The 21,279-nt window shown below is 50.4% G+C and carries 18 protein-coding genes; 14 read left to right on the top strand and 4 right to left on the bottom strand.

Going from position 1 to position 21,279, the window contains the following annotated elements:
- Positions 1-27: 27 nt before the first annotated feature.
- The gene (gene norM, locus RDY34_RS01440) at positions 28-1,407 is read right to left on the bottom strand and encodes a multidrug efflux MATE transporter NorM (protein WP_308074338.1); all 1,380 of its coding nucleotides are present in this window, start codon (positions 1,405-1,407) and stop codon (positions 28-30) included.
- A 334-nt stretch (positions 1,408-1,741) separates the two neighbouring features.
- Here norM and RDY34_RS01435 point away from each other — a divergent pair, with 334 nt between their 5' ends.
- Positions 1,742-2,893 carry an ATP phosphoribosyltransferase regulatory subunit gene (locus RDY34_RS01435; RefSeq protein ID WP_308074337.1) on the top strand — a complete coding sequence of 384 codons (1,152 nt, stop codon included), beginning with the start codon at positions 1,742-1,744 and terminating at the stop codon, positions 2,891-2,893.
- A gap of 103 nt (positions 2,894-2,996) precedes the next feature.
- Positions 2,997-4,295: an adenylosuccinate synthase gene (locus tag RDY34_RS01430; protein WP_196427883.1), complete on the top strand. Its 1,299-nt coding sequence runs from the start codon at positions 2,997-2,999 to the stop codon at positions 4,293-4,295.
- Between the two features lie 236 nt (positions 4,296-4,531).
- On the opposite strand, the gene htpX is transcribed toward RDY34_RS01430, so the two are convergent.
- The gene (gene htpX / locus RDY34_RS01425; protein WP_308072857.1) at positions 4,532-5,371 is read right to left on the bottom strand and encodes a protease HtpX; all 840 of its coding nucleotides are present in this window, start codon (positions 5,369-5,371) and stop codon (positions 4,532-4,534) included.
- A 215-nt stretch (positions 5,372-5,586) separates the two neighbouring features.
- Here htpX and adk point away from each other — a divergent pair, with 215 nt between their 5' ends.
- The 11 genes from adk (at position 5,587) to RDY34_RS01370 (ending at position 17,865) form a co-directional block, all read left to right on the top strand.
- Positions 5,587-6,234 (top strand): adenylate kinase, encoded by a 648-nt coding sequence (gene adk / locus RDY34_RS01420; RefSeq protein WP_308072855.1) that lies wholly within the window; start codon positions 5,587-5,589, stop codon positions 6,232-6,234.
- A gap of 105 nt (positions 6,235-6,339) precedes the next feature.
- Positions 6,340-7,071 (top strand): orotidine-5'-phosphate decarboxylase, encoded by a 732-nt coding sequence (gene pyrF / locus RDY34_RS01415; RefSeq protein ID WP_308072854.1) that lies wholly within the window; start codon positions 6,340-6,342, stop codon positions 7,069-7,071.
- Between the two features lie 95 nt (positions 7,072-7,166).
- Positions 7,167-7,559, top strand: a complete 393-nt coding sequence (locus RDY34_RS01410; RefSeq protein ID WP_003751480.1) for a DUF2185 domain-containing protein — start codon at positions 7,167-7,169, stop codon at positions 7,557-7,559.
- Between the two features lie 104 nt (positions 7,560-7,663).
- Entirely contained in the window at positions 7,664-8,626 is a 963-nt protein-coding gene (hldA, locus tag RDY34_RS01405; RefSeq protein ID WP_003751478.1) for an ADP-heptose synthase, read from the top strand.
- A 63-nt stretch (positions 8,627-8,689) separates the two neighbouring features.
- Entirely contained in the window at positions 8,690-9,694 is a 1,005-nt protein-coding gene (gene rfaD / locus RDY34_RS01400; protein ID WP_308072853.1) for an ADP-glyceromanno-heptose 6-epimerase, read from the top strand.
- A 73-nt stretch (positions 9,695-9,767) separates the two neighbouring features.
- Positions 9,768-11,312 (top strand): type I restriction-modification system subunit M, encoded by a 1,545-nt coding sequence (locus RDY34_RS01395; RefSeq protein WP_308072852.1) that lies wholly within the window; start codon positions 9,768-9,770, stop codon positions 11,310-11,312.
- Positions 11,313-11,428: 116 nt separating this feature from the next.
- A complete protein-coding gene (gene dinD, locus RDY34_RS01390) occupies positions 11,429-12,298 on the top strand; it encodes a DNA damage-inducible protein D (RefSeq protein WP_308075169.1) in 870 nt (289 codons plus the stop codon).
- 147 nt (positions 12,299-12,445) lie between these two features.
- Positions 12,446-13,027: a restriction endonuclease subunit S gene (locus tag RDY34_RS01385; protein ID WP_308075365.1), complete on the top strand. Its 582-nt coding sequence runs from the start codon at positions 12,446-12,448 to the stop codon at positions 13,025-13,027.
- Positions 12,993-13,571: a restriction endonuclease subunit S gene (locus RDY34_RS01380; protein WP_372340207.1), complete on the top strand. Its 579-nt coding sequence runs from the start codon at positions 12,993-12,995 to the stop codon at positions 13,569-13,571. Before RDY34_RS01385 ends, RDY34_RS01380 begins: the two co-directional genes overlap by 35 nt.
- A gap of 57 nt (positions 13,572-13,628) precedes the next feature.
- Complete coding sequence (locus RDY34_RS01375) at positions 13,629-14,777, top strand: AAA family ATPase (protein WP_308072849.1); 1,149 nt, start codon at positions 13,629-13,631, stop codon at positions 14,775-14,777.
- Complete coding sequence (locus RDY34_RS01370) at positions 14,767-17,865, top strand: type I restriction endonuclease subunit R (protein ID WP_308074333.1); 3,099 nt, start codon at positions 14,767-14,769, stop codon at positions 17,863-17,865. Before RDY34_RS01375 ends, RDY34_RS01370 begins: the two co-directional genes overlap by 11 nt.
- A gap of 39 nt (positions 17,866-17,904) precedes the next feature.
- Here RDY34_RS01370 and clpA read toward each other — a convergent pair whose 3' ends face one another.
- Entirely contained in the window at positions 17,905-20,196 is a 2,292-nt protein-coding gene (clpA, locus tag RDY34_RS01365; RefSeq protein WP_003754850.1) for an ATP-dependent Clp protease ATP-binding subunit ClpA, read from the bottom strand.
- Between the two features lies 1 nt (position 20,197).
- Complete coding sequence (gene clpS, locus RDY34_RS01360) at positions 20,198-20,500, bottom strand: ATP-dependent Clp protease adapter ClpS (protein ID WP_003754853.1); 303 nt, start codon at positions 20,498-20,500, stop codon at positions 20,198-20,200.
- 249 nt (positions 20,501-20,749) lie between these two features.
- Here clpS and RDY34_RS01355 point away from each other — a divergent pair, with 249 nt between their 5' ends.
- Positions 20,750-20,953 carry a cold-shock protein gene (locus RDY34_RS01355; RefSeq protein ID WP_002217533.1) on the top strand — a complete coding sequence of 68 codons (204 nt, stop codon included), beginning with the start codon at positions 20,750-20,752 and terminating at the stop codon, positions 20,951-20,953.
- Positions 20,954-21,279: the final 326 nt, after the last annotated feature.

Raw genomic sequence — 21,279 nt, 5'->3', positions numbered from 1 at the left:
GTTTCGATATTTTAATCGGCGGAGTTTTCAGACGGCCTTATGCGATCTGACCATCTCCCTGCTGCACAATTCCAAGCACCACACCAAGGCGATGGCTGCGATGGTGAGCGAGGCAATCAATGCTGTCCAGAAGCCGTAAATGCCCATACCGAAACGGTAGGCGAGTAGGTAGCCCGGCAGCAGGCCGCAGCCCCAGAAGGCGGCGGCGTGGATGAACATCGGCACTTTTGTGATTTTGTAGCCGCGCAGGGCATAGGACGCGATACATTGGGTGAAGTCTGCCGGTTGGAACAAGCCGGCAAACAGCAGGACGGTGGCGGCGATGCTTAAAACCGCCGGATCATTGCTGTACATACTTACCAGCGGCGAACGGAATAATACCAAAGAAAGCACGGTAATCACGGCGAGCATCCAACCCAACGCCAGCGACACGCCCGAAATATAACGCGCCCGCGAAAATTCGCGCCGTCCTAATGAAAAGCCGATGCGCACCGTCCCTGCCGAGCCGACGCTTTGCGGAATCATATAGAGAATCCCCGACAAACTGATGCCGACCTGCTGCGCCGCCACATAATCTTCGCCGAAGGGCGCGATCAAGAACACGATAAACGAAAACGCGCTGGCTTCCAAAAAATAAGACAGTCCGATGGGCGCGCCGATTTTCCAAATCTGTTTGAACACCGCCCAATCCGGTTTGCCGAATTTTGCCGTCAGTCCGAACGGGTGGAAGAATTTTTCCTTGGCGATATAAATCCACAATGCCAGCGCGCTGAACCAAAACACCGCCATCGTCGCCAACCCGCAGCCCGCACCGCCCAAAGCGGGCATACCGAATTTGCTGTAAACGAAAATATAGTTCAGCGGCACATTCAACACAAACGCCGCGAAGCTGACCAACATAATCAGGCGCGGGCGGTTCAGGCTGGAAGCGTAGGCGTGCAGCGCGCGGTGTACCATTGCCGCCGGCATCGCCAAGCTGGTGAACAACATATACTGCGCCATCGTGCCTTCCACATAATCGCTCAAGGTCAACCAGTTGCGGAACGGCGTAATCGCCGCCCACATCAATACCATGCCGAAAATCCCCAAAAACAGCCCGAACCAAATCCCCTGCCGCCCCGTTTCGCCCACGTCGCTGGTTTTACTCGCGCCGTAAAGCTGGGCAATCATTGGGTTCAGCGCCGCCATAATGCCCATAAAGGTAATATAAACCGTGGCAAACGCGCTGCTGCCCAAAGCCACCGCAGCCAAGTCCTCCTTACCCGCACCGCCCGCCATCACGGTATCGACGAAACCGATGCCCACCTGCGCGACCTGCGCCAACAGCATGGGTAGGGCAAGGGCGGTCAGCAGGCGGATTTCTTTCAGGAAGACGGAAAAGGAAAAGCGGTTGAGATCGAGTAGCATAAGTGTTCAATCAACAAAAATGCCGTCTGAAACAAAAAACGGCAGCGGGGAGTGATGAGAAATAATGGTGCACATTATATCGTAAAAAAATGTCGTGCCGTCAGACGGTGGATACAGGGTATAAAAGTATATTCAGATTGTGTGTATTTTATGGTAAAGTTTGGTTTTAACGACTTGACGGCATTGAGCCGTCGGACAGGGGCTGTTCGGATTCTGAATCGGAAGGAAGCATCGCCGTTTTGACAGCGGCGTGATGCGTTGCGGCAAAGATGCCGTCTGATTGCGGATCGGGCAGCCTTTTGTGTTTACAGGATAAAATAGAAGGCAGATTCTCATGCAGACATGGCAGCTTCCGGAACATATCGCCGACGTACTGCCCACGAACGCGCGGCAGCTTGAAAGCGCGAGGGAGCAGTTGTTGGCACTGTTCCGCGTACACGGTTATGAACTGGTACAGCCTCCGCTGATGGAGTACGCACATTCCCTGCTGACGCATATCGATGCGGGGCTTTCCCTGAAAACCATTTTGGTAACGGACAGGCTCAGCGGCAGGCAGTTGGGCATACGCGCCGACATCACGCCGCAGGTGGCGCGTATCGATGCCCATCTTTTGTCCGCCAACCAAGGGATTAACCGGTTGTGTTATGCCGGTTCGGTGTTGCACGCGCAGTCCGACGGTCTGCTGAATATGCGCGAACCCTTGCAGGCAGGGGCGGAAATGTACGGTTTTGCCGACATCCGTGGCGACATCGAGCTGATAGACCTGATGCTGAAAAGCATGAAAATTGCCGATATGGGCAAAGTACTGCTTTCGCTGGGGCATATCGGTATATTCCGCGCCTTGTCCGATGCGGCGCATTTGGATGCGGGGCAGTCCGCAACGCTGCTTGCCTTGATGCAGGATAAAGATACCGGGGCGGTCGAAGCGCAGGTCAAGGCTTGGAAGCTGGACGGTATGTGGGCAAAAGCATTCTCGCTGCTGCCGCGCCTGTACGGCAGGCGTGAAGTGTTGTCCGACGCGCGCGGACGGTTGCCGGATTTGTCGGCGGTCGGCAGCGCGTTGGACGAATTGCAGGCGGTGTGCGACGCATTTCCTGATAATGAAATCCATATCGACTTGTCCGAGCTGCGCGTCGACAATTACCACACGGGCTTGCTGTATGCCGCCTATGCCGCCGATTTCCACGACGCGGTCGCGCGCGGCGGGCGTTATGACGGATTGGGCGGATATTTCGGCAGGGCGCGCCCGGCAACGGGATTCAGTTTCGACTTGCGCAGCTTTATCGGGCGTTTGCCCGCCATCGAACGGCAGCCCGCCGTGTTGGTCGATGCGGAAGATGCCGAAGCGGCGTGCGAAGCGGTCGAGGCCTTGCGTGAACAAGGGCAGTGTGTCGTGATCGACTACGGTATCGGACACAATGTTTCGGAAGAGCTTGCAGGCCGTCTGAAAAAGACGGACGGCGTTTGGCAGGTCGTGAAACGCTAAATACCCGTTCATAGCGGATGAAAGGCAAACCGGGGCGGGGCGCAAAGCCGTACCGGTTTGGGGATTCCCGTAATAATTTTTAATATCGATAGGTTATATGGCTATGGCTAAAAATGTTGTAGTAATCGGCGCACAGTGGGGCGACGAGGGTAAAGGTAAAATCGTTGACTGGCTGGCGGAAGAAGCCGGCGGCGTGGTGCGCTTCCAAGGCGGCCACAATGCGGGACATACCTTGGTTGTCGGCGGCAAAAAAACCATTTTGCGCCTGATTCCGAGCGGCATCCTGCACGAAGGCTTGGACTGCTTCATCGGTTCGGGCGTTGTCGTCTCCCCCGAAGCCCTGTTGGGCGAAATCGACGAGTTGAACGCGGCAGGCGTGAAAAACGTCGAAGGCCGTCTGAAAATCGCGCCGACCTGCCCGCTGATCCTGCCTTACCACATCGCGCTCGACCAAGCCCGAGAAGCATCGCGCGGCAAAGGAAAAATCGGCACGACCGGCCGCGGCATCGGCCCTGCCTACGAAGACAAAGTGGCACGCCGCGCCATCCGCGCCGTCGATTTGCTGCATCCTGAAAAATTGCGTGAAAAACTGGATGCCATCCTCGCTTATTACAACGTTCAATTGCAACATCTGCACAATGCCGAGCCGGTAAAAGCGGAAGACGTGATGGCGGTTATCGAAAAAGTTGCGCCGCGCATTACGCCGATGATTACCGACGTATCCCGCGTGTTGAACGAAAAAAACAAAAACGGCGAAAAACTGCTGTTTGAAGGCGCGCAAGGCACGCTGTTGGACATTGACTACGGCACTTACCCCTTCGTTACCTCTTCCAACTGCCTGGCGGGAGCCGCTTCCGCAGGCGCGGGCGTAGGCCCTCAAATGCTGGATTATGTTTTGGGCATCGTCAAAGCCTATACCACGCGCGTCGGTTCAGGCCCGTTCCCGACCGAATTGTTTGACGAAGTAGGCGCAGGTTTGGCAGAACGCGGACACGAATTCGGTTCCGTAACCGGTCGCGCACGCCGCTGCGGATGGTTTGATGCCGCCGCCCTGAAACGCTCCATCCAAGTCAACGGTATTTCCGGTATGTGCATCACCAAGCTGGACGTGATGGACGGTATTGAGAACATCAATATCTGTGTCGGCTACGAATTGCCCGACGGCAGCAAAACTGACATTCTGCCTTGCGGTTCCGATGCGGTAGAAGCCTGCAAGCCAATTTACGAAACCATGCCCGGTTGGAGCGAATCCACTTTCGGCGTGAAAAGCTACGACGCATTACCTGCCAATGCCAAAGCATATTTGAAACGTATCGAAGAAGTGTGCGGTGCGCCGGTAGCTATCGTCTCCACCGGCCCCGACCGCGAAGAAACGATTGTGCTGCATCATCCGTTCGCATAAGGTTTTGCAGTAAAAATGCCGTCTGAAGCCCTAATTGGTTTCAGACGGCATTTTTGCTGCCGTTTTATCTGATATTTTCTGTCCGGACACGGTTTGTCGGGGTATATCAATGCGGCGTATCTGGTACGGAAATGGATACGGTTGGGTGCCGGTATGGAAACCTGATGTTTTCAGACGGCATATACAAAAAAACCGTACTGCTTGTGCGTACGGTTTTTTTGTCGTTTCAAATCGGCTCAGAGCGATTTGAGGCGGGCAATGCGGTTGTCCAGTGAAGGGTGGGTGCTGAGCAGGGAGTCGCGCGTATCTCCGGCAATGCCCATTGCGTTCATTTCTTTGGGCAGGTCGACAGGATTGCCTTTAAGCCTTTGCAGGGCGGAAATCATTTTCGGTGCGCCGACCAGTTTTGCCGCCCCTGCATCGGCACGGTATTCACGCTGGCGGCTGAACCACATGACAATTAAGCTGGCAAGGAAGCCGAAGAGGATTTGGAATACCATGCTGACCAGTAAATAAGTTCCCTGGGATTGGCTGCCGTCGTTGTTCCGGGCAATCAAGTTGGCAATAATGCGCGACAGGAATACGACAAAGGTATTAACCACCCCTTGAATCAGCGTCAATGTCACCATATCGCCGTTGCCGACGTGTGCCATTTCGTGCGCCAACACCGCTTCCACCTCATCGCGTGTCATGTGGTCGAGCAAACCGGTGCTGACGGCGATCAGAGAGTTGTTTCTCGATGCGCCCGTGGCAAAGGCATTGGGTTCGGGAGAGTGGTAGATGGCGACTTCGGGCGTTTTCAGGTTCCATTGCCGCGCTTGGGCTTCGACAGTGTTCAAAAGCCAGGTTTCTTCTTCGGTGCGCGGTGTGTCGATAATTTCCGCGCCGACCGATTGTTTGGCGATGAATTTGGACATCAGCAGCGAAATAATCGAACCAGTGAAGCCGACGACGGCGGAATACGCCAACAGGCTGCCCGTGCCGCCCCGGCTGTTGATGCCCAGAACCGCCAAAACAATACTGATTACGACCAAAATAGCGATATTGGTAGCCAAAAACAGAAAAATGCGTTTCACGGATGTTCCTTTTTGGTAGGGTGTGATGTTTTAAAAGTTTTGGGGATTGTCCCAAAAAGTTGCAGCCTTGTGAATATTAAGCTCGGCAAAGGTATGCAAAACATTTGCTTGCAAATGGCAGTTTGTACAGTTGGTTTTTGAACTATTGTGCCAAGCCGTGTAGAATCGTAAACCATCTGTTTGATTCCAATAAACACATTTAAAAGGATCACTTCATGAAAGCATTACTTTTAGGCGCGCCGGGCGCGGGCAAAGGCACTCAGGCGCAATTCATCACCGCCGCGTTCGGCATTCCGCAAATCTCTACCGGCGATATGCTTCGCGCTGCGATTAAAGCAGGCACGCCGCTGGGTTTGGAAGCAAAAAAAATCATTGACGAAGGCGGTTTGGTACGCGACGACATCATCATCGGTATGGTCAAAGAACGCATCGCGCAAGACGACTGCAAAAACGGTTTCCTGTTCGACGGTTTCCCGCGCACGCTGGCACAAGCCGAAGCCATGGTTGAAGCCGGTGTGGATTTGGACGCGGTTGTTGAAATCGACGTACCCGACAGCGTGATTATCGACCGCATGAGCGGCCGCCGCGTGCATTTGGCTTCCGGTCGTACTTACCACGTTACCTACAATCCGCCTAAAGTTGAAGGCAAAGACGACGTAACCGGCGAAGACTTGATTCAGCGCGACGACGACAAAGAAGAAACCGTCAAAAAACGCCTTGCCGTGTACCACGAGCAAACCGAAGTGCTGGTCGATTTTTACAGCAAGCTGGAAGGCGAACACGCGCCTAAATACATCAAAGTCGACGGCACCCAAGCAGTAGAAGCCGTGAAAGCAGAAGTATTGAAAGGTTTGGGCAAATAAGTTTTGCCGAGTCGGAAATGCCGTCTGAAAAAATATTTTCAGACGGCATTTTGTGTATGAAAGCTGTTAAAATCGAAGTTGTAACCGTTTATCCGCAGGCATCTTATGAACCCCTTAATCTCCGACTTCCAAACCCAGCAACAACGCACCCCCGTCATCGTTGCCCTTGATTTTGCCAACGAAAAAGACACGCTCGGATTCGTCCGCAACCTTGATCCGACGTTGTGCCAAATCAAAATCGGCAAAGAGCTGTTTACCGCGACGGGGCGCAGTTTGGCGGAAAGCTTAATCAATCAAGGTCTCAAGCTTTTCCTCGATTTGAAATACCACGATATTCCCCACACCGTCGCGCAAGCCTGCAAAGTCGCTGCCGATATGGGCGTTTGGATGGTCGATATGCATGCCTCAGGCGGTCGCCGTATGATGGAAGCCGCAGCCGAAGCCGTTGCCGGATACGGCACGAAGCCGCTCTTAATCGGCGTAACCGTGTTGACCAGTATGGAACAAAGCGATTTGGCGGAAATCGGTTTGAACATCGCTCCCGAAGAACAAGTCATCCGTTTGGCGAAACTGGCGCAAAGTTCGGGCTTGGACGGAGTGGTCTGTTCCGCCCAAGAAGCCGCACCGTTACGCCGCGAGTTGGGACAAGATTTTGTCTTGGTAACGCCCGGTATCCGCTTGGACGTTGCTGGCAACAACGACGACCAACGCCGCATCATGACGCCCGCCGAAGCCTTGGCGGCAGGTTCAACCTATTTGGTAATGGGCCGCCCTGTAACCCAAGCCGCCGATCCGGTCGCCGTATTGCGCGAAGTGAACCGCGTGGCAAACGCTTAAGCATCAACAATTTTGATGCTGTTCAAAGAAACTGCCTTACTTTGATACGGTAGATAAATAACCAGAAAATTTCAGCTTAGAAAGGAATTTATCCGATGTCTCAATGTGGTTCAGATGTGAGCAATATTTTTGATTATGATGCATTTCCAGAAGATGATTTGCTTGTAAAGGATACCCCTGTTGGATGGTATGCAATCGTGTCGCATAAAATTGTCGAAGAGGGGCTTCCTATTAAATTTATGTATCGGGAACATCAAGGGGATTTACCATTTGATAGCGGATGGCGGGTATTTTCCGGAACAGAAGATAATGAATACACGAATAACCCTGATAACTTCTCCTTTCATAGTTTGACGCGGCTTACTCATTATCAAGCAGATGTTGGGGAGCTGTTTTGGGCGGATATAGGTAGCGTTTTTGAGAAAAAAGAAGGAGAGGATTGCTTTTCACCTGTTACCGATTGGTCTCCTTTTGACTTTGAAGAATAATAAAAAGCCGGATTTTATTATTAATCAGTAAATTTGCCAGATAATTACTGAGAATACAGTGAAGTTTTCACACACAAAAAACAACTTATTTTGGAGTGCATAAAATGCCCGCCAAGTTTCAACAAGAAACCCTCAAATCCCGTTTCGCACAAGCCAAAGTCCTGGTGGTCGGCGACGTGATGCTCGACCGCTATTGGTTTGGCGACGTGTCCCGAATTTCGCCCGAAGCCCCTGTTCCCGTAGCAAAAATCGGACGTATCGACCAACGCGCGGGCGGTGCGGCGAACGTTGCGCGCAACATCGCTTCGTTGGGCGGTAAAGCAGGGCTGTTGTCCGTAACCGGCAACGACGAAGCCGCCGACGCGCTCGACGCGCTGATGGTGCAGGACGGCGTCGCCTCCTATCTGATGCGCGACAAACAAATCGCCACCACCGTCAAACTGCGCGTCGTCGCCCGCAACCAGCAGCTTATCCGCCTTGATTTTGAAGAACATCCCAACCGCGAAGTATTGGAACAAATCAAGCGGAAATACCGCGAAATCTTGCCCGAATACGACGCAATTATTTTTTCAGACTACGGCAAAGGCGGTCTGTCGTACATCTCCGATATGATCGATTGGGCGAAACATGCAGGTAAAACCGTATTAATCGACCCCAAAGGCGACGATTACGAAAAATACGCCGGTGCAACCCTGATTACGCCCAACCGTGCCGAATTGAAAGAAGTGGTCGGCAGTTGGAAAAACGAAGACGAGCTGACCGAAAAAGCGCAAAACCTGCGCCGCCACCTCGACCTGACCGCCGTTTTACTGACCCGAAGCGAAGAAGGCATGACCCTATTCAATGAGGGCGAACCGATTTACCAGCCCACCCGCGCCCAAGAAGTTTACGACGTGTCCGGCGCAGGCGACACCGTTATTGCCGGAATGGGCTTGGGGCTGGCTGCTGGTTATACCATGTCTGAAGCCATGCACCTTGCCAATACTGCGGCTGGGGTTGTCGTGGCGAAACTTGGTACGGCGGTTTGCTCGTTTGCAGAGTTGGTTGAAGCACTGGACGGGCAATAAATCTTTTCAGACGGCATGACCATCCAATGCCGTCTGAAACCCTCAAAACAAAGGAAACCCAATATGACCATCATCGTAACAGGCGCGGCCGGCTTTATCGGCAGCAACATCGTCAAAGCCCTCAACCGGCGCGGCATTACCGACATCGTTGCCGTCGATAATTTGAGCAAAGGCGAAAAATTTAAAAACCTTGCCGAGTGCGAAATCGCCCATTATCTCGACAAACACGAATTCATCCGCCAAGTGAGGGAGCACATTTTACCTTATCAAAATATCGAAGCCGTGTTCCACCAAGGCGCGTGTTCCGATACGATGAACCACGACGGTTTGTACATGATGGAAAACAACTATCAGTACACGCTGGATTTGCTGGACTGGTGTCGGGACGAACGCATCCCCTTCCTTTATGCCTCCAGTGCGGCGGTTTACGGAAAAGGCGAAATCTTCCGCGAAGAGCGCGAACTCGAAAAACCGCTTAATGTGTACGGCTACTCCAAATTCCTGTTCGACCAAGTATTGCGTCGCCGCATGAAAGAAGGTCTCACTGCCCAAGTCGTCGGCTTCCGCTACTTCAACGTTTACGGACAACACGAACAACACAAAGGCCGTATGGCATCCGTCGCCTTCCACCATTTCCACCAATACCGCGAACACGGTTACGTTAACCTGTTCGGTTCAAACGACGGCTACGGCAACGGCGAACAAACCCGCGACTTCGTCAGCGTCGAAGACGTTGCCAAAGTCAACCTCTACTTCTTCGACCATCCCGAACTTTCCGGCATCTACAACCTCGGAACAGGCCGCAGCCAACAGTTTAACGAACTCGCCGCCGCCACCGTCAACGCCTGCCGCGCCGCCGAAGGTAAACCTGAAATGAGCTTGAAAGAGCTGGTAGAAGAAGAACTTATCCGCTACATCCCCTTCCCCGACGCGCTCAAAGGCAAATACCAGAGCTTCACCCAAGCCGACATCACCAAACTGCGCGAAGCCGGATACAAGGAAGAATTTTTCGATGTCAAAGCAGGCGTAGACCGCTACGTCAAATGGATGCTGGAAAATTTGGCTTAATTTGAATGCCCGTAAAAAAATCGTCTGAAAATATCAGGCGATTTTGATTTGTTCAACTTTTATATGGATTTCGATGATGACCGAAATGCAACAACGCGCCCAACTGCACCGCCAAATCTGGAAAATCGCCGACGAAGTACGCGGCGCGGTGGACGGCTGGGACTTTAAACAATACGTTCTCGGCACGCTTTTCTACCGCTTTATCAGCGAAAACTTCACCGATTATATGCAGGCAGGCGACAGCAGTATTGATTACGCCGCTATGCCGGACAGCATCATCACGCCCGAAATCAAAGACGATGCCGTCAAAGTCAAAGGCTATTTCATCTACCCCGGCCAGCTTTTTTGCAATATCGCCGCCGAAGCCCATCAAAACGAAGAGCTCAACACCAAGCTGAAAGAAATCTTTACCGCGATTGAAAGCTCCGCCTCCGGCTACCCGTCCGAACAAGACATTAAAGGCCTGTTTGACGACTTCGACACCACCAGCAGCCGGCTCGGCAGCACCGTTGCCGACAAAAACAAACGCCTTGCCGCCGTCCTCAAAGGCGTGGCGGAACTTGATTTCGGCAATTTTGAAGACCACCGCATCGACCTTTTCGGCGATGCCTACGAATACCTGATTTCCAACTACGCTGCCAATGCAGGCAAATCCGGCGGCGAATTTTTTACCCCGCAAAGCGTCTCCAAGCTGATTGCGCGGCTGGCGGTGCACGGGCAGGAGAAAGTCAACAAAATCTACGACCCCGCCTGCGGCTCGGGCAGCCTGCTCTTGCAAGCGAAAAAACAGTTTGACGAACACATCATCGAAGAAGGCTTCTTCGGGCAGGAAATCAACCACACCACCTACAACCTCGCCCGCATGAATATGTTTCTGCACAACGTCAATTACAACAAATTCCACATCGAATTGGGCGACACACTGACCAATCCCAAGCTCAAAGACAGCAGGCCCTTTGATGCCATCGTCTCCAATCCGCCTTATTCCATCAACTGGATAGGCAGCGGCGACCCCACCTTAATCAATGACGACCGTTTTGCCCCCGCAGGCGTACTCGCCCCGAAATCCAAAGCCGATTTTGCCTTCATTCTGCACGCACTGAACTACCTTTCCGGCAGAGGCCGCGCCGCCATCGTCTCTTTCCCCGGCATTTTCTATCGCGGCGGGGCAGAGCAGAAAATCCGCCAATATCTGGTGGAGGGCAACTACGTGGAAACCGTGATTGCCCTTGCGCCCAATCTCTTTTACGGCACCGGCATCGCCGTCAATATCCTGGTTTTGTCCAAACACAAAGACAATACCGACATCCAATTTATCGATGCAGGCAGCTTCTTTAAAAAAGAAACCAACAACAACGTCTTAACCGAAGAACACATTGCCGAAATCGTCAAACTCTTCGCCGATAAAGCCGATGTGCCGCATATCGCCCAAAACGCCGCCCAGCAAACCGTCAAAGACAACGGCTACAATCTCGCCGTCAGCAGCTATGTCGAAGCCGAAGACACCCGCGAGGTCATCGACATCAAACAGCTCAACGCCGAAATCAGCGAAACCGTTGCCAAAATCGAACGGCTGCGGCGTGAAATTGACGAAGTGATTGCAGAGATTGAGGCCTAGGCAGTTGTTGCATATTTTGCAACAACTGAATGGGAAAGAGGCCGTCTGAAAATACGGGCGGCAACCTGTAAGCAATCCTTACAAGTTCAAATCAAGAAATTTTCGGGGAAAAATACATGACAACAGAAAACAATGCTTTTGAAAACGCCAAGCACATTGACGAAACAGGCAATGAATATTGGTCGGCGCGCACCTTGCAGCAAATCTTGGAATATTCCGAATGGCGTAATTTCCAACGGGCCATTGATAAAGCCATAACTGCTTGCGAAACATCAGGAAATGACAAAAATCATCATTTTGTTGAAACCAACAAAATGATAGCCCTCGGAAAAGGCGGGCAGCGCGAAGTGCCGGATTACCGCCTTTCCCGCTATGCCTGCTACCTGATTGTGCAAAACGGCGATCCGTCCAAAAGCGTCATTGCCGCAGGGCAAACCTACTTTGCCGTGCAAACCCGCCGCCAAGAGCTGCAAGACGAGGCCGCATTCAGGAGTTTGGGCGAAGACAAACAACGCCTGCTGCTTCGCAGGCAGCTGCGCGAACACAATACCGACCTTGCCGCCGCAGCCAAGGATGCAGGCGTAGAAAAACCCGTTGAGTACGCCGTCTTCCAAAACCACGGCTATCGGGGGCTATACGGAGGACTGGACAAGCAGGGCATACACAGCCGCAAAGGCTTGAAGAAAAGCCAGAAAATCCTAGACCACATGAACGCCAGTGAACTGGCTGCCAATCTGTTTCGCGCCACGCAAACCGAAGAAAAACTACGCCGCGAAAACATCCAAGGCAAAACACAGGCAAACCGGGTGCATTTCGAAGTCGGACAAAAAGTGCGCCAAACCATTGAAGAACTGGGCGGCATCATGCCTGAAAACCAGCCCGTACCCGAGAAAAGCATCAAACAGCTTGAGAACGAAGAACAGAAAAGGCTTGCCGCAACCGAACAGCATCAAAACGGCAAAAATAACCGCATTCAGGCTACCTGAAAAAGCAGCCTGCACACCATTTCAGGCAGCCTGAAAGCAGGACGGGCTTCAGCCCGCAGAAACAACGGCAAACGGACAGAGTGAGCCGAAACCCGCCCCGCAACTGCCCCACATCCCGCCGCAGCGGGAAAGAAACGGAAAACAACCATGGATATGCAAAGCAAAGCGAAAAAATTGATTGAGATGATTCAGACGGCACCAGTGGAGTGGAAGCCGTTGGGGGAGGTGGCTGAGATTGGTACAGGAAGTTCCAATAGGCAGGATGAAGAGCATGATGGAGAGTATCCATTTTATGTTCGATCTAAAAATATTCTTAGATCATCAACATATCAATTCAATGAGACTGCTATTATTATTCCCGGAGAAGGTGGAATTGGAGATATATTCCACTATGCGGAAGGTAAATACGCCTTACATCAAAGAGCATATAGAGTTCATGTTGTAATACCTGATTTATCCCCTAAATTTCTTTATTACTTCATGAATGTAGATTTTAAAAGGTATATTCAAGCAAAGAGTGTGGGGGCAACAGCTACATCTATTCGAAAACCAATGTTGCAAAGATTTCCAATCCCCATCCCACCCCTAGAAATTCAACAAAAAATTGTAAAAATACTTGACAAATTCACAGAGCTGGAAGCGGAATTAGCCCTGCGCAAACGCCAATACCGGTATTACCGCGACTTTCTTTTAGATTTTAACAATCAAATCGGGGGGGAGGATAGCTGATGGCTATAAAGGCCGTCTGAAAGATGTGGTTTGGAAGACGTTGGGGGAAGTGGTAAACATTAAGAATGGGAAAGATTGGAAAAATTTGAGTTCCGGCGATATTCCTGTATATGGCTCAGGCGGCGTAATGGGATATGTGGATACGTTTGCATATGATAAACCTAGTGTTTTGATTCCAAGAAAAGGGTCTATCACAAATATTTTTTATGCGGATTTCCCTTTTTGGAATGTTGATACTATCTATTACACAGAAATAGACACCAGTAAATTGAAGCCGAAATTTTTCTACTATTTTATGAGAACGATTGATTTAATGGTATTGGATACAGGCTCAGGAAGGCCAAGCCTTACACAGACAATCTTAAATAAGATTAAAATCCCCATCCCCCCACTCCCCGAACAAGAAAAAATCGTCGCCATCCTCGACAAATTCGACACCCTGACCCACTCCATCAGCGAAGGCCTGCCGTACGAAATCGCCCTGCGCCGAAAACAATACGAATATTACCGCGGGCAGTTGTTGAGCTTCCCAAAGGCTGCCTGAAAAGTCATAGCTGGTCTTTAAATCATGCCGTCTGAAAAATATTGATAAGGAAATATCATGGGAAAAAGTTTAACCGAAATTGCTGAGGAACTAAAAGGAAACGATAAAAAAGTCCAGCTAATCTATGCTTTTAACGGAACAGGGAAAACACGTTTGTCCAGAGAGTTTAAGAATTTGATTGTTCCATCTGAAACCGAGGATTTGGAAGAAGGGGCAACAAGAAGAAAATTTCTCTACTATAACGCATTTACTGAGGACTTATTTTTTTGGGACAATGGCTTAATAGAAAATGAAGAACCAAAATTAAAAATCCAAACCAATAGCTTTACTGATTGGCTGCTTAAGGAACATGGATTGGGTAGAGCTGTTGTCGAAAATTTCCAATATTATACAGATGATAAGTTGACTCCTGATTTTAATGATGATTTTTCAGAAATTACGTTTTATTTTGCTCGTGGTAACGATGAATCTATTAGTAATATTAAAGTTTCAAAGGGTGAAGAAAGTATCTTTATCTGGAGCATTTTTTATGTATTGATCCAACAAGTCATTAATGAGCTAAAGATTACAGAAGATAGTGAGGAAGAACGTTCTACACATCAGTTTGATAATTTAGAATATATCTTTATTGATGATCCTGTGAGTTCTTTGGATGAAAACCATCTGATTCAACAGGCAGTAGATTTAGCTGATTTGATAAAGAAAAGCAATAAATATAGACTTGGACTAAGGTTTGTTATAACTACGCATAACATATTGTTTTACAATGTGTTATTTAATGAATTAAAAATAAATAAAAATAAAGGAGGTTATCTGCTCTCTAAAAATGAAGATGGTAGTTTTAATCTTGATCCAAAAGATGGGGATTCAAATAAGAGTTTTTCATATCACCTACATCTAAAAGAAATTATTGAAAAAGCCATTGAAAATCAGCAAGTGGAGCGGTTTCATTTTATCTTATTAAGAAACCTGTATGAAAAAACTGCTAATTTTTTAGGTTATCAACAATGGTCTGCGATTCTGCCTGAAGAGAGTAGGCAAAACTACTTTCAACGTATTATTAACTTCACAAGTCATTCGACATTATCTAATGAAGCATTTACAGAGCCGACACCGCAAGAAAAAGAAACAGTAAGACTGCTTTTAGGCCATCTAGTGAAAAATTTTAATTTCTTTAAAGATGAGAAGGATAAACATGAATCTTGAAACCAAACCTATCGCCGAAACGCCGAATTTCATCGTGCTCGACCAATATAAAAAAATCGAACAATCGGGCAGCTACCAATCGGAAAACCGGTTGGAAGCGGAGTTAATCGCCGATTTGCAGAATCAGGGTTACGAATACCGCAAGGACTTGAACAGCCAAAGCAGGCTGCTGGAAAACCTGCGCGCCCAGTTGCAGCGGCTGAACGATATGGCGTTTTCAGACGGCGAATGGGTGCGGTTTTTGACGGAATATCTGGACAGGCCGTCTGAAAACATTACCGATAAAACCCGCAAAATCCACGACGACCATATTTACGATTTCGCTTTTGATGACGGCCGTCTGAAAAACATCTATCTGCTGGACAAGAAAAACCTTGCCCGCAACCATGTGCAGGTTATCAACCAGTTTGAGCAGACGGGCACGCATGCAAACCGCTATGACGTTACCGTGTTGGTAAACGGCCTGCCGCTGGTGCAGATTGAATTGAAAAAGCGCGGTGTGGCGGTGCGCGAGGCATTCAATCAGGTGCACCGTTACAGCAAAGAGAGCTTCAACAGCGAAAATTCGCTGTTCAAATTCCTGCAAATCTTCGTGATTTCCAACGGCACGGACACGCGCTATTTCGCCAACACCACCAAGCGCGACAAAAACAGCTTCGATTTCACGATGAATTGGGCACGGTCGGACAATAATCCGATTAAGGATTTGAAAGACTTTACCGCCACGTTCCTGCAGAAAAGCGTATTGCTGAGCGTTTTGCTGCATTACAGCGTGTTCGATGCGAATGATACGCTGCTGATTATGCGGCCGTATCAGATTGCCGCCGCCGAACGCATTTTGTGGAAAATCAACAGTTCGGCGCAGGCGAAGAATTGGAGCAAGCCGGAAAGCGGTGGCTATGTTTGGCATACCACGGGCAGCGGCAAAACGCTGACCAGCTTCAAGGCGGCGCGTCTGGCGACGGAATCGGCGTTTATCGACAAGGTTTTCTTTGTGGTGGACAGGAAGGATTTGGACTACCAGACGATGAAGGAATACCAACGTTTTTCGCCCGACAGCGTAAACGGCTCGGAAAGTACGGCGGGCTTGAAGCGCAATTTGGAAAAAGACGACAACAAAATCATCGTTACCACCATCCAAAAGCTGAACAACCTGATGAAGAGTGAAGATAATCTGCCGGTTTACCATCAGCGAGTTGTCTTTATTTTCGACGAATGCCACCGCTCGCAATTCGGCGAAGCGCAAAAAAACCTGAAAAAGAAATTTAAGAAATTCTGCCAGTTCGGCTTTACCGGTACGCCGATTTTTCCCGAAAACGCTTTGGGCGCAGAAACCACGGCGGGCGTGTTCGGGCGGGAGCTGCATTCTTATGTGATTACCGATGCCATCCGCGATGAAAAAGTATTGAAATTCAAAGTGGATTACAACGATGTGCGCCCGCAGTTCAAAGCCGTGGAAGCGGAACAGGACGAGAAGAAACTGAGTGCCGCCGAAAACCGCCAAGCTCTGCTGCACCCCGAACGCATCCGCGAAATCACGCAATATATCCTGAACCAGTTCAGGCAGAAAACGCACCGGCTGAACGCAGGCGGCAAAGGCTTCAACGCCATGTTTGCCGTCAGCAGCGTGGATGCGGCGAAGTGCTATTACGAAGCGTTCAAAACACAACAGGCAGGCAGCCCGCACCCGTTGAAAGTGGCCACTATTTTTTCCTTTGCGGCCAACGAAGAGCAAAACGCCGTCGGTGAAATTGTCGATGAAACCTTTGAACCGGAAGCGATGGACAGCAGCGCAAAAGAATTTTTGCAGGCTGCCATCAACGATTACAACGCCTGTTTCAAAACCAATTTCGGCACGGACAGCAAATCCTTTCAAAACTACTACCGAGATTTGGCAAAACGGGTGAAAAATCAGGAAGTGGATTTGCTGATTGTGGTCGGTATGTTTTTGACGGGTTTTGACGCGCCGACGCTGAACACGCTGTTTGTCGATAAAAACCTGCGCTATCACGGCCTGATGCAGGCGTTTTCGCGCACCAACCGCATTTACGATGCCACCAAAACCTTCGGCAATATTGTCTGCTTCCGCGATTTGGAGCAGGCAACCATTGATGCGATTACCCTGTTTGGCGACAAAAACACCAAAAACGTGGTGCTGGAAAAAAGCTACGAAGAATACATGAACGGCTATATCGATGATCGGACGGGCGAAGTGCGGCGCGGTTATTTGGATGTGGCAAAAGAATTGCGCCAACGTTTCTCCGATCCCGACGAAATCGAAACGGAAAAAGACAAAAAAGATTTTGCCAAACTCTTCGGCGAATACCTGCGGGCGGAAAACGTATTGCAGAACTACGATGAATTTGCCGCGCTGCGCGAGTTGCAGAATGTGGATGCGGCGGACGAAGATGCGATGAAGGCGTTTCAGGAAAAATACTACCTGAGCGATGAAGACGTGCAGGAAATGCGGCAAGTGCCGATGCCGTCTGAAAGGGCGGTGCAGGACTACCGTTCCGCCTACAACGACATCCGCGATTGGTTGCGCCGCCAAAAAGCAGGCGAACAGAAAGAACAGTCAAAAATCGACTGGGACGATGTGGTTTTTGAGGTGGATTTGCTCAAATCACAGGAAATCAATTTGGATTACATCTTGCAACTGGTTTTCGAGCACCACAAAAAAATCAAAGGCAAAGCGGAGCTAGTGGAAGAAATCCGCCGTATCATCCGCGCAAGTATCGGACACCGAGCCAAAGAGGGTCTGATTGTGGATTTCATCAACGATACGGATTTGGATAAAGTCCCCGATGTTCCCGCCATACTGGAAACCTTCTACACCTACGCGCAAGAGGTGATGAGGCGCGAAGCAGCAGAGCTGATTGCCGCCGAAGGTCTGAACGAAACCGCCGCCAAACGCTATTTGACCGGCTCGCTCAAACGCGGCTATGCCAGCGAAAACGGTACGGAACTGACCGAAACCCTGCCGAAAATGAGTCCGCTCAACCCGCAATATCTGACGAAGAAACAAAGTGTTTTTCAAAAGATTGCGGCGTTTGTGGAGAAGTTTGCCGGAATAGGGACCGATATTTGACAAAATGCCGTCTGAACCTTTCAGACGGCATTTTTGATTTTATGCGGAGGCGGTTTTTATTTTGACCTTGCTTTTCTTAAACTTCAACACGGCTTCTTCTTTTGCCGCATCCCAGTCTATCCGCACGAAGCCGCCGTCGGCGAGTTTGCCGAACAGGAGTTCGTCGGCGAGCGGTTTGCGGATTTTTTCCTGGATCAGGCGGTTCATTGGGCGTGCGCCCATTTGTGGGTCAAAACCTTTTTCCGCCAGATATTTGCGCAATGCCGGCGTGAATTCGGCTTCAACTTTTTTGTCGAGGAGCTGGTGTTCGAGCTGAAGCAGGAATTTGTCCACGACTTTGACGATAATGGGTTCGGACAGGGGCGCAAACGGGATAATCGCGTCCAAGCGGTTGCGGAACTCGGGCGTGAAGAGCTTGTTGATAGCCTGCATTTCATCGCCGCGCTCGCGCTTGGCGGTGAAGCCGAGACTGGGGCGGCTGAGGCTTTCCGCGCCTGCGTTGGTGGTCATGATCAGGATAACATTGCGGAAATCGGCACTCTTGCCGTTGTTGTCGGTCAGTTTGCCTGCGTCCATGACTTGCAGGAGGACGTTGAAAATGTCGGGGTGGGCTTTTTCGATTTCGTCCAAGAGCAGCACGCAATGCGGCTGTTTGTTGACGGCTTCGGTTAAAAGGCCGCCTTGTTCAAAGCCGACGTAGCCCGGTGGTGCGCCGATGAGGCGCGATACGGCGTGGCGTTCCATGTATTCGGACATGTCGAAGCGTTGCAGCGGTACGCCCATCGAGTAGGCAAGCTGTTTGGCGGCTTCGGTTTTGCCCACGCCGGTCGGGCCGGAGAAGAGGAAGCTGCCTATCGGTTTGTCGGGCAGCCCCAAGCCCGAGCGCGACATTTTGACGGCGGCAACCAGTGCGTCGATGGCGTTTTCCTGCCCGTAAACCATATTGTTCAAATCGCGGCCGAGGAATTGCAACACTTGTTTGTCGTCGTGCGACACGGTTTTTTCAGGAATCCGCGCGACTTTGGCGATGACGGTTTCGATTTGCGCTTTGCCGATGACTTTTTTCTGTTTGGATTTGGGCAGAATCCGTTGCGCCGCGCCTGCTTCGTCCATCACGTCGATGGCTTTGTCGGGCAGGAAGCGTTCGTTGATGTAGCGTGCGGAAAGTTCGGCGGCGGCTTCGAGTGCGCCTTGCGTGTAGCGCACTTGGTGGAAGCCTTCAAACATCGGTTTCAAGCCGCGCAGGATTTGTACGGTTTCGGCGACGGTAGGCTCGACCACATCGATTTTTTGGAAGCGGCGGCTTAAGGCGTGGTCTTTGTCGAAAATGGTGCGGTATTCGTCGTAGGTGGTTGCACCGATGCAGCGCAGCGAGCCTTTCGCCAATGCGGGTTTGAGCAGATTGGACGCGTCCATCGTGCCGCCGCTGGTGCTGCCTGCGCCGATGATGGTGTGGATTTCGTCGATAAACAAAATGGCGCGCGGGATTTTTTCGAGCTGTTTCAATATAGATTTGATCCGCGCTTCAAAATCGCCGCGGTATTTTGTGCCCGCCAAAAGCGAACCCATATCCAGCGCGTATACTTCGGCATCTTTGAGCGCGTCGGGAATGTCGCCGTTGACGATTTGATGTGCCAAACCTTCCGCCAGCGCGGTTTTGCCCACGCCTGTTTCGCCGACCAAAAGCGGATTGTTTTTGCGGCGGCGGCACAGGATTTGCACCAGCCGTTCCATTTCGTGTTTGCGACCAATCAAAGGGTCGATACGGCCGACTTTGACTTCGGTGTTGAGGTTGACGGTGTACGCCGATAAAGGGTTTTTGCCCGGGTTGGCGCGGTTCTCATTATCGTCGTCCATGCCATCTGAAGAATAGTTGCCATCGTCTTCATCTTCATCGGGAGAGCCGTGGGCGATGCAGCGCAAAACTTCAAAACGCGTAACCGATTGCAAACCCAAAAAATAAACGGCGTGGCTGTCGGTTTCGCTCATCAGCGCGACCAAAACGTCCAACGGTTCGACTGCGGCTTTGCCTGCGGATTGGGTATGTACCATCGCCCGTTGCATCACGCGTTGGAAGCCGAGCGTGAGCCGGGTTTCGACCGTGTCTAAAAGGTGTTCGGGAATCAGGGGGGTGTTTTCGGCAACGCTGGCGGCGAGCTGTTCGGACACCACTTTCAAATCCGTGCCGCAGAGCTTGAGGACGTTGGGGACGGCGGCATCTTCTTCGATGAGTACCAAAAGCAGATGCTCGAGGCTGATAAATTCATAATGGGCGTTGCGCGCCTCGCGGTAAAGCTGCTGCAAAATCTGTTCTAATTCAGGGGCAAGCATATTAAATCTCCTCGACAATACATTGCAGCGGATGCCCTTCGGCTTTTGCCCGCTGCATGACTTGTTGCTGTTTGGTTTGGGCAATATCGCGCGTGTAAGTGCCGCACAGGCCTTTGCCTTCGTGATGAACCAAGAGCATTACCGCTACCGCCTGTTCTTGCCCGAGCATAAAGATTTCGGTCAGGATTTCAACGACAAATTCCATCGTGGTGTAATCGTCGTTCAATAGGAAAACGCCGTAACGTTTTGGCGGCAGGGTTTTCAGGTCGCTTAAAAGCGTATCGGATTGGCAGTGTGTCGTCATAAGTTGTTTTCTATCGGGAAGAAGCCGTTTTCAGACGGCATTTCTGTTGTATTTTCGGTTTTTCCGCTTATTTTCTCACTTTTTTGGAAACATAGCTTGACGTTTCGGCTTAACAAATGTAAAAAGACGGTTAAGCAGAAGCCGGCACTCGACCAAGTATATAAAGCTGGGGAGAAACGCTGAACGTTTAAGTTTGCTGTATGCCTTATTTTGCTGATTTTGTTAATTTTTAAGTATAGGAAGTTTCTAATGGCAACCGGTATCGTAAAATGGTTTAACGACGCTAAAGGTTTTGGTTTCATCACTCCTGACGAAGGCGGCGAAGATTTGTTCGCTCACTTCTCAGCGATCAATATGGAAGGTTTCAAAACCCTGAAAGAAGGCCAACGCGTGTCTTTCGACGTAACCACCGGCCCTAAAGGCAAACAAGCTGCTAACATTCAGGCTGCTTAATCCCGAGTGTACGGGAAACCGTATATGTGAAACGGCAGGACAGACGATGTCCTGCCGTTTTGTTTTGCCGTTTGCAGAAACAGGGAATGCCGTCTGAAAAGAACAGGTGTCTTTTTATCTGCTTTATCCTTAGCCTGTGTGAATCCTGTTGTGGATATGTTTGATAGTATGCTGAGGAATAAGGGGAAATCTTATATGATTAAAAAATGTGCAGATTGTTTGTCAGGGATTTTTGCGGAAATCTAAAAGAAATTATGTATAGTGGATTAACAAAAATCAGGACAAGGCGACGAAGCCGCAGACAGTACAAATAGTACGGAACCGAT

Origin of the sequence: Neisseria polysaccharea (assembly GCF_963392925.1) — a bacterium.
GTDB classification, from domain to species: domain Bacteria; phylum Pseudomonadota; class Gammaproteobacteria; order Burkholderiales; family Neisseriaceae; genus Neisseria; species Neisseria polysaccharea.
Note: the sequence above shows the minus strand (reverse complement) of the source record. Positions and strands in the feature narration are given on the sequence as shown.

Bases quoted from the DNA above. Each gene is read 5' to 3' on its own strand.
- norM (WP_308074338.1), bottom strand. From the start codon at position 1,407: ATGCTACTCGATCTCAACCGCTTTTCCTTTTCCGTCTTCCTGAAAGAA.
- RDY34_RS01435 (WP_308074337.1), top strand. From the start codon at position 1,742: ATGCAGACATGGCAGCTTCCGGAACATATCGCCGACGTACTGCCCACG.
- RDY34_RS01430 (WP_196427883.1), top strand. From the start codon at position 2,997: ATGGCTAAAAATGTTGTAGTAATCGGCGCACAGTGGGGCGACGAGGGT.
- adk (WP_308072855.1), top strand. From the start codon at position 5,587: ATGAAAGCATTACTTTTAGGCGCGCCGGGCGCGGGCAAAGGCACTCAG.
- pyrF (WP_308072854.1), top strand. From the start codon at position 6,340: ATGAACCCCTTAATCTCCGACTTCCAAACCCAGCAACAACGCACCCCC.
- RDY34_RS01410 (WP_003751480.1), top strand. From the start codon at position 7,167: ATGTCTCAATGTGGTTCAGATGTGAGCAATATTTTTGATTATGATGCA.
- hldA (WP_003751478.1), top strand. From the start codon at position 7,664: ATGCCCGCCAAGTTTCAACAAGAAACCCTCAAATCCCGTTTCGCACAA.
- rfaD (WP_308072853.1), top strand. From the start codon at position 8,690: ATGACCATCATCGTAACAGGCGCGGCCGGCTTTATCGGCAGCAACATC.
- RDY34_RS01395 (WP_308072852.1), top strand. From the start codon at position 9,768: ATGATGACCGAAATGCAACAACGCGCCCAACTGCACCGCCAAATCTGG.
- dinD (WP_308075169.1), top strand. From the start codon at position 11,429: ATGACAACAGAAAACAATGCTTTTGAAAACGCCAAGCACATTGACGAA.
- RDY34_RS01385 (WP_308075365.1), top strand. From the start codon at position 12,446: ATGGATATGCAAAGCAAAGCGAAAAAATTGATTGAGATGATTCAGACG.
- RDY34_RS01375 (WP_308072849.1), top strand. From the start codon at position 13,629: ATGGGAAAAAGTTTAACCGAAATTGCTGAGGAACTAAAAGGAAACGAT.
- RDY34_RS01370 (WP_308074333.1), top strand. From the start codon at position 14,767: ATGAATCTTGAAACCAAACCTATCGCCGAAACGCCGAATTTCATCGTG.
- clpA (WP_003754850.1), bottom strand. From the start codon at position 20,196: ATGCTTGCCCCTGAATTAGAACAGATTTTGCAGCAGCTTTACCGCGAG.
- clpS (WP_003754853.1), bottom strand. From the start codon at position 20,500: ATGACGACACACTGCCAATCCGATACGCTTTTAAGCGACCTGAAAACC.
- RDY34_RS01355 (WP_002217533.1), top strand. From the start codon at position 20,750: ATGGCAACCGGTATCGTAAAATGGTTTAACGACGCTAAAGGTTTTGGT.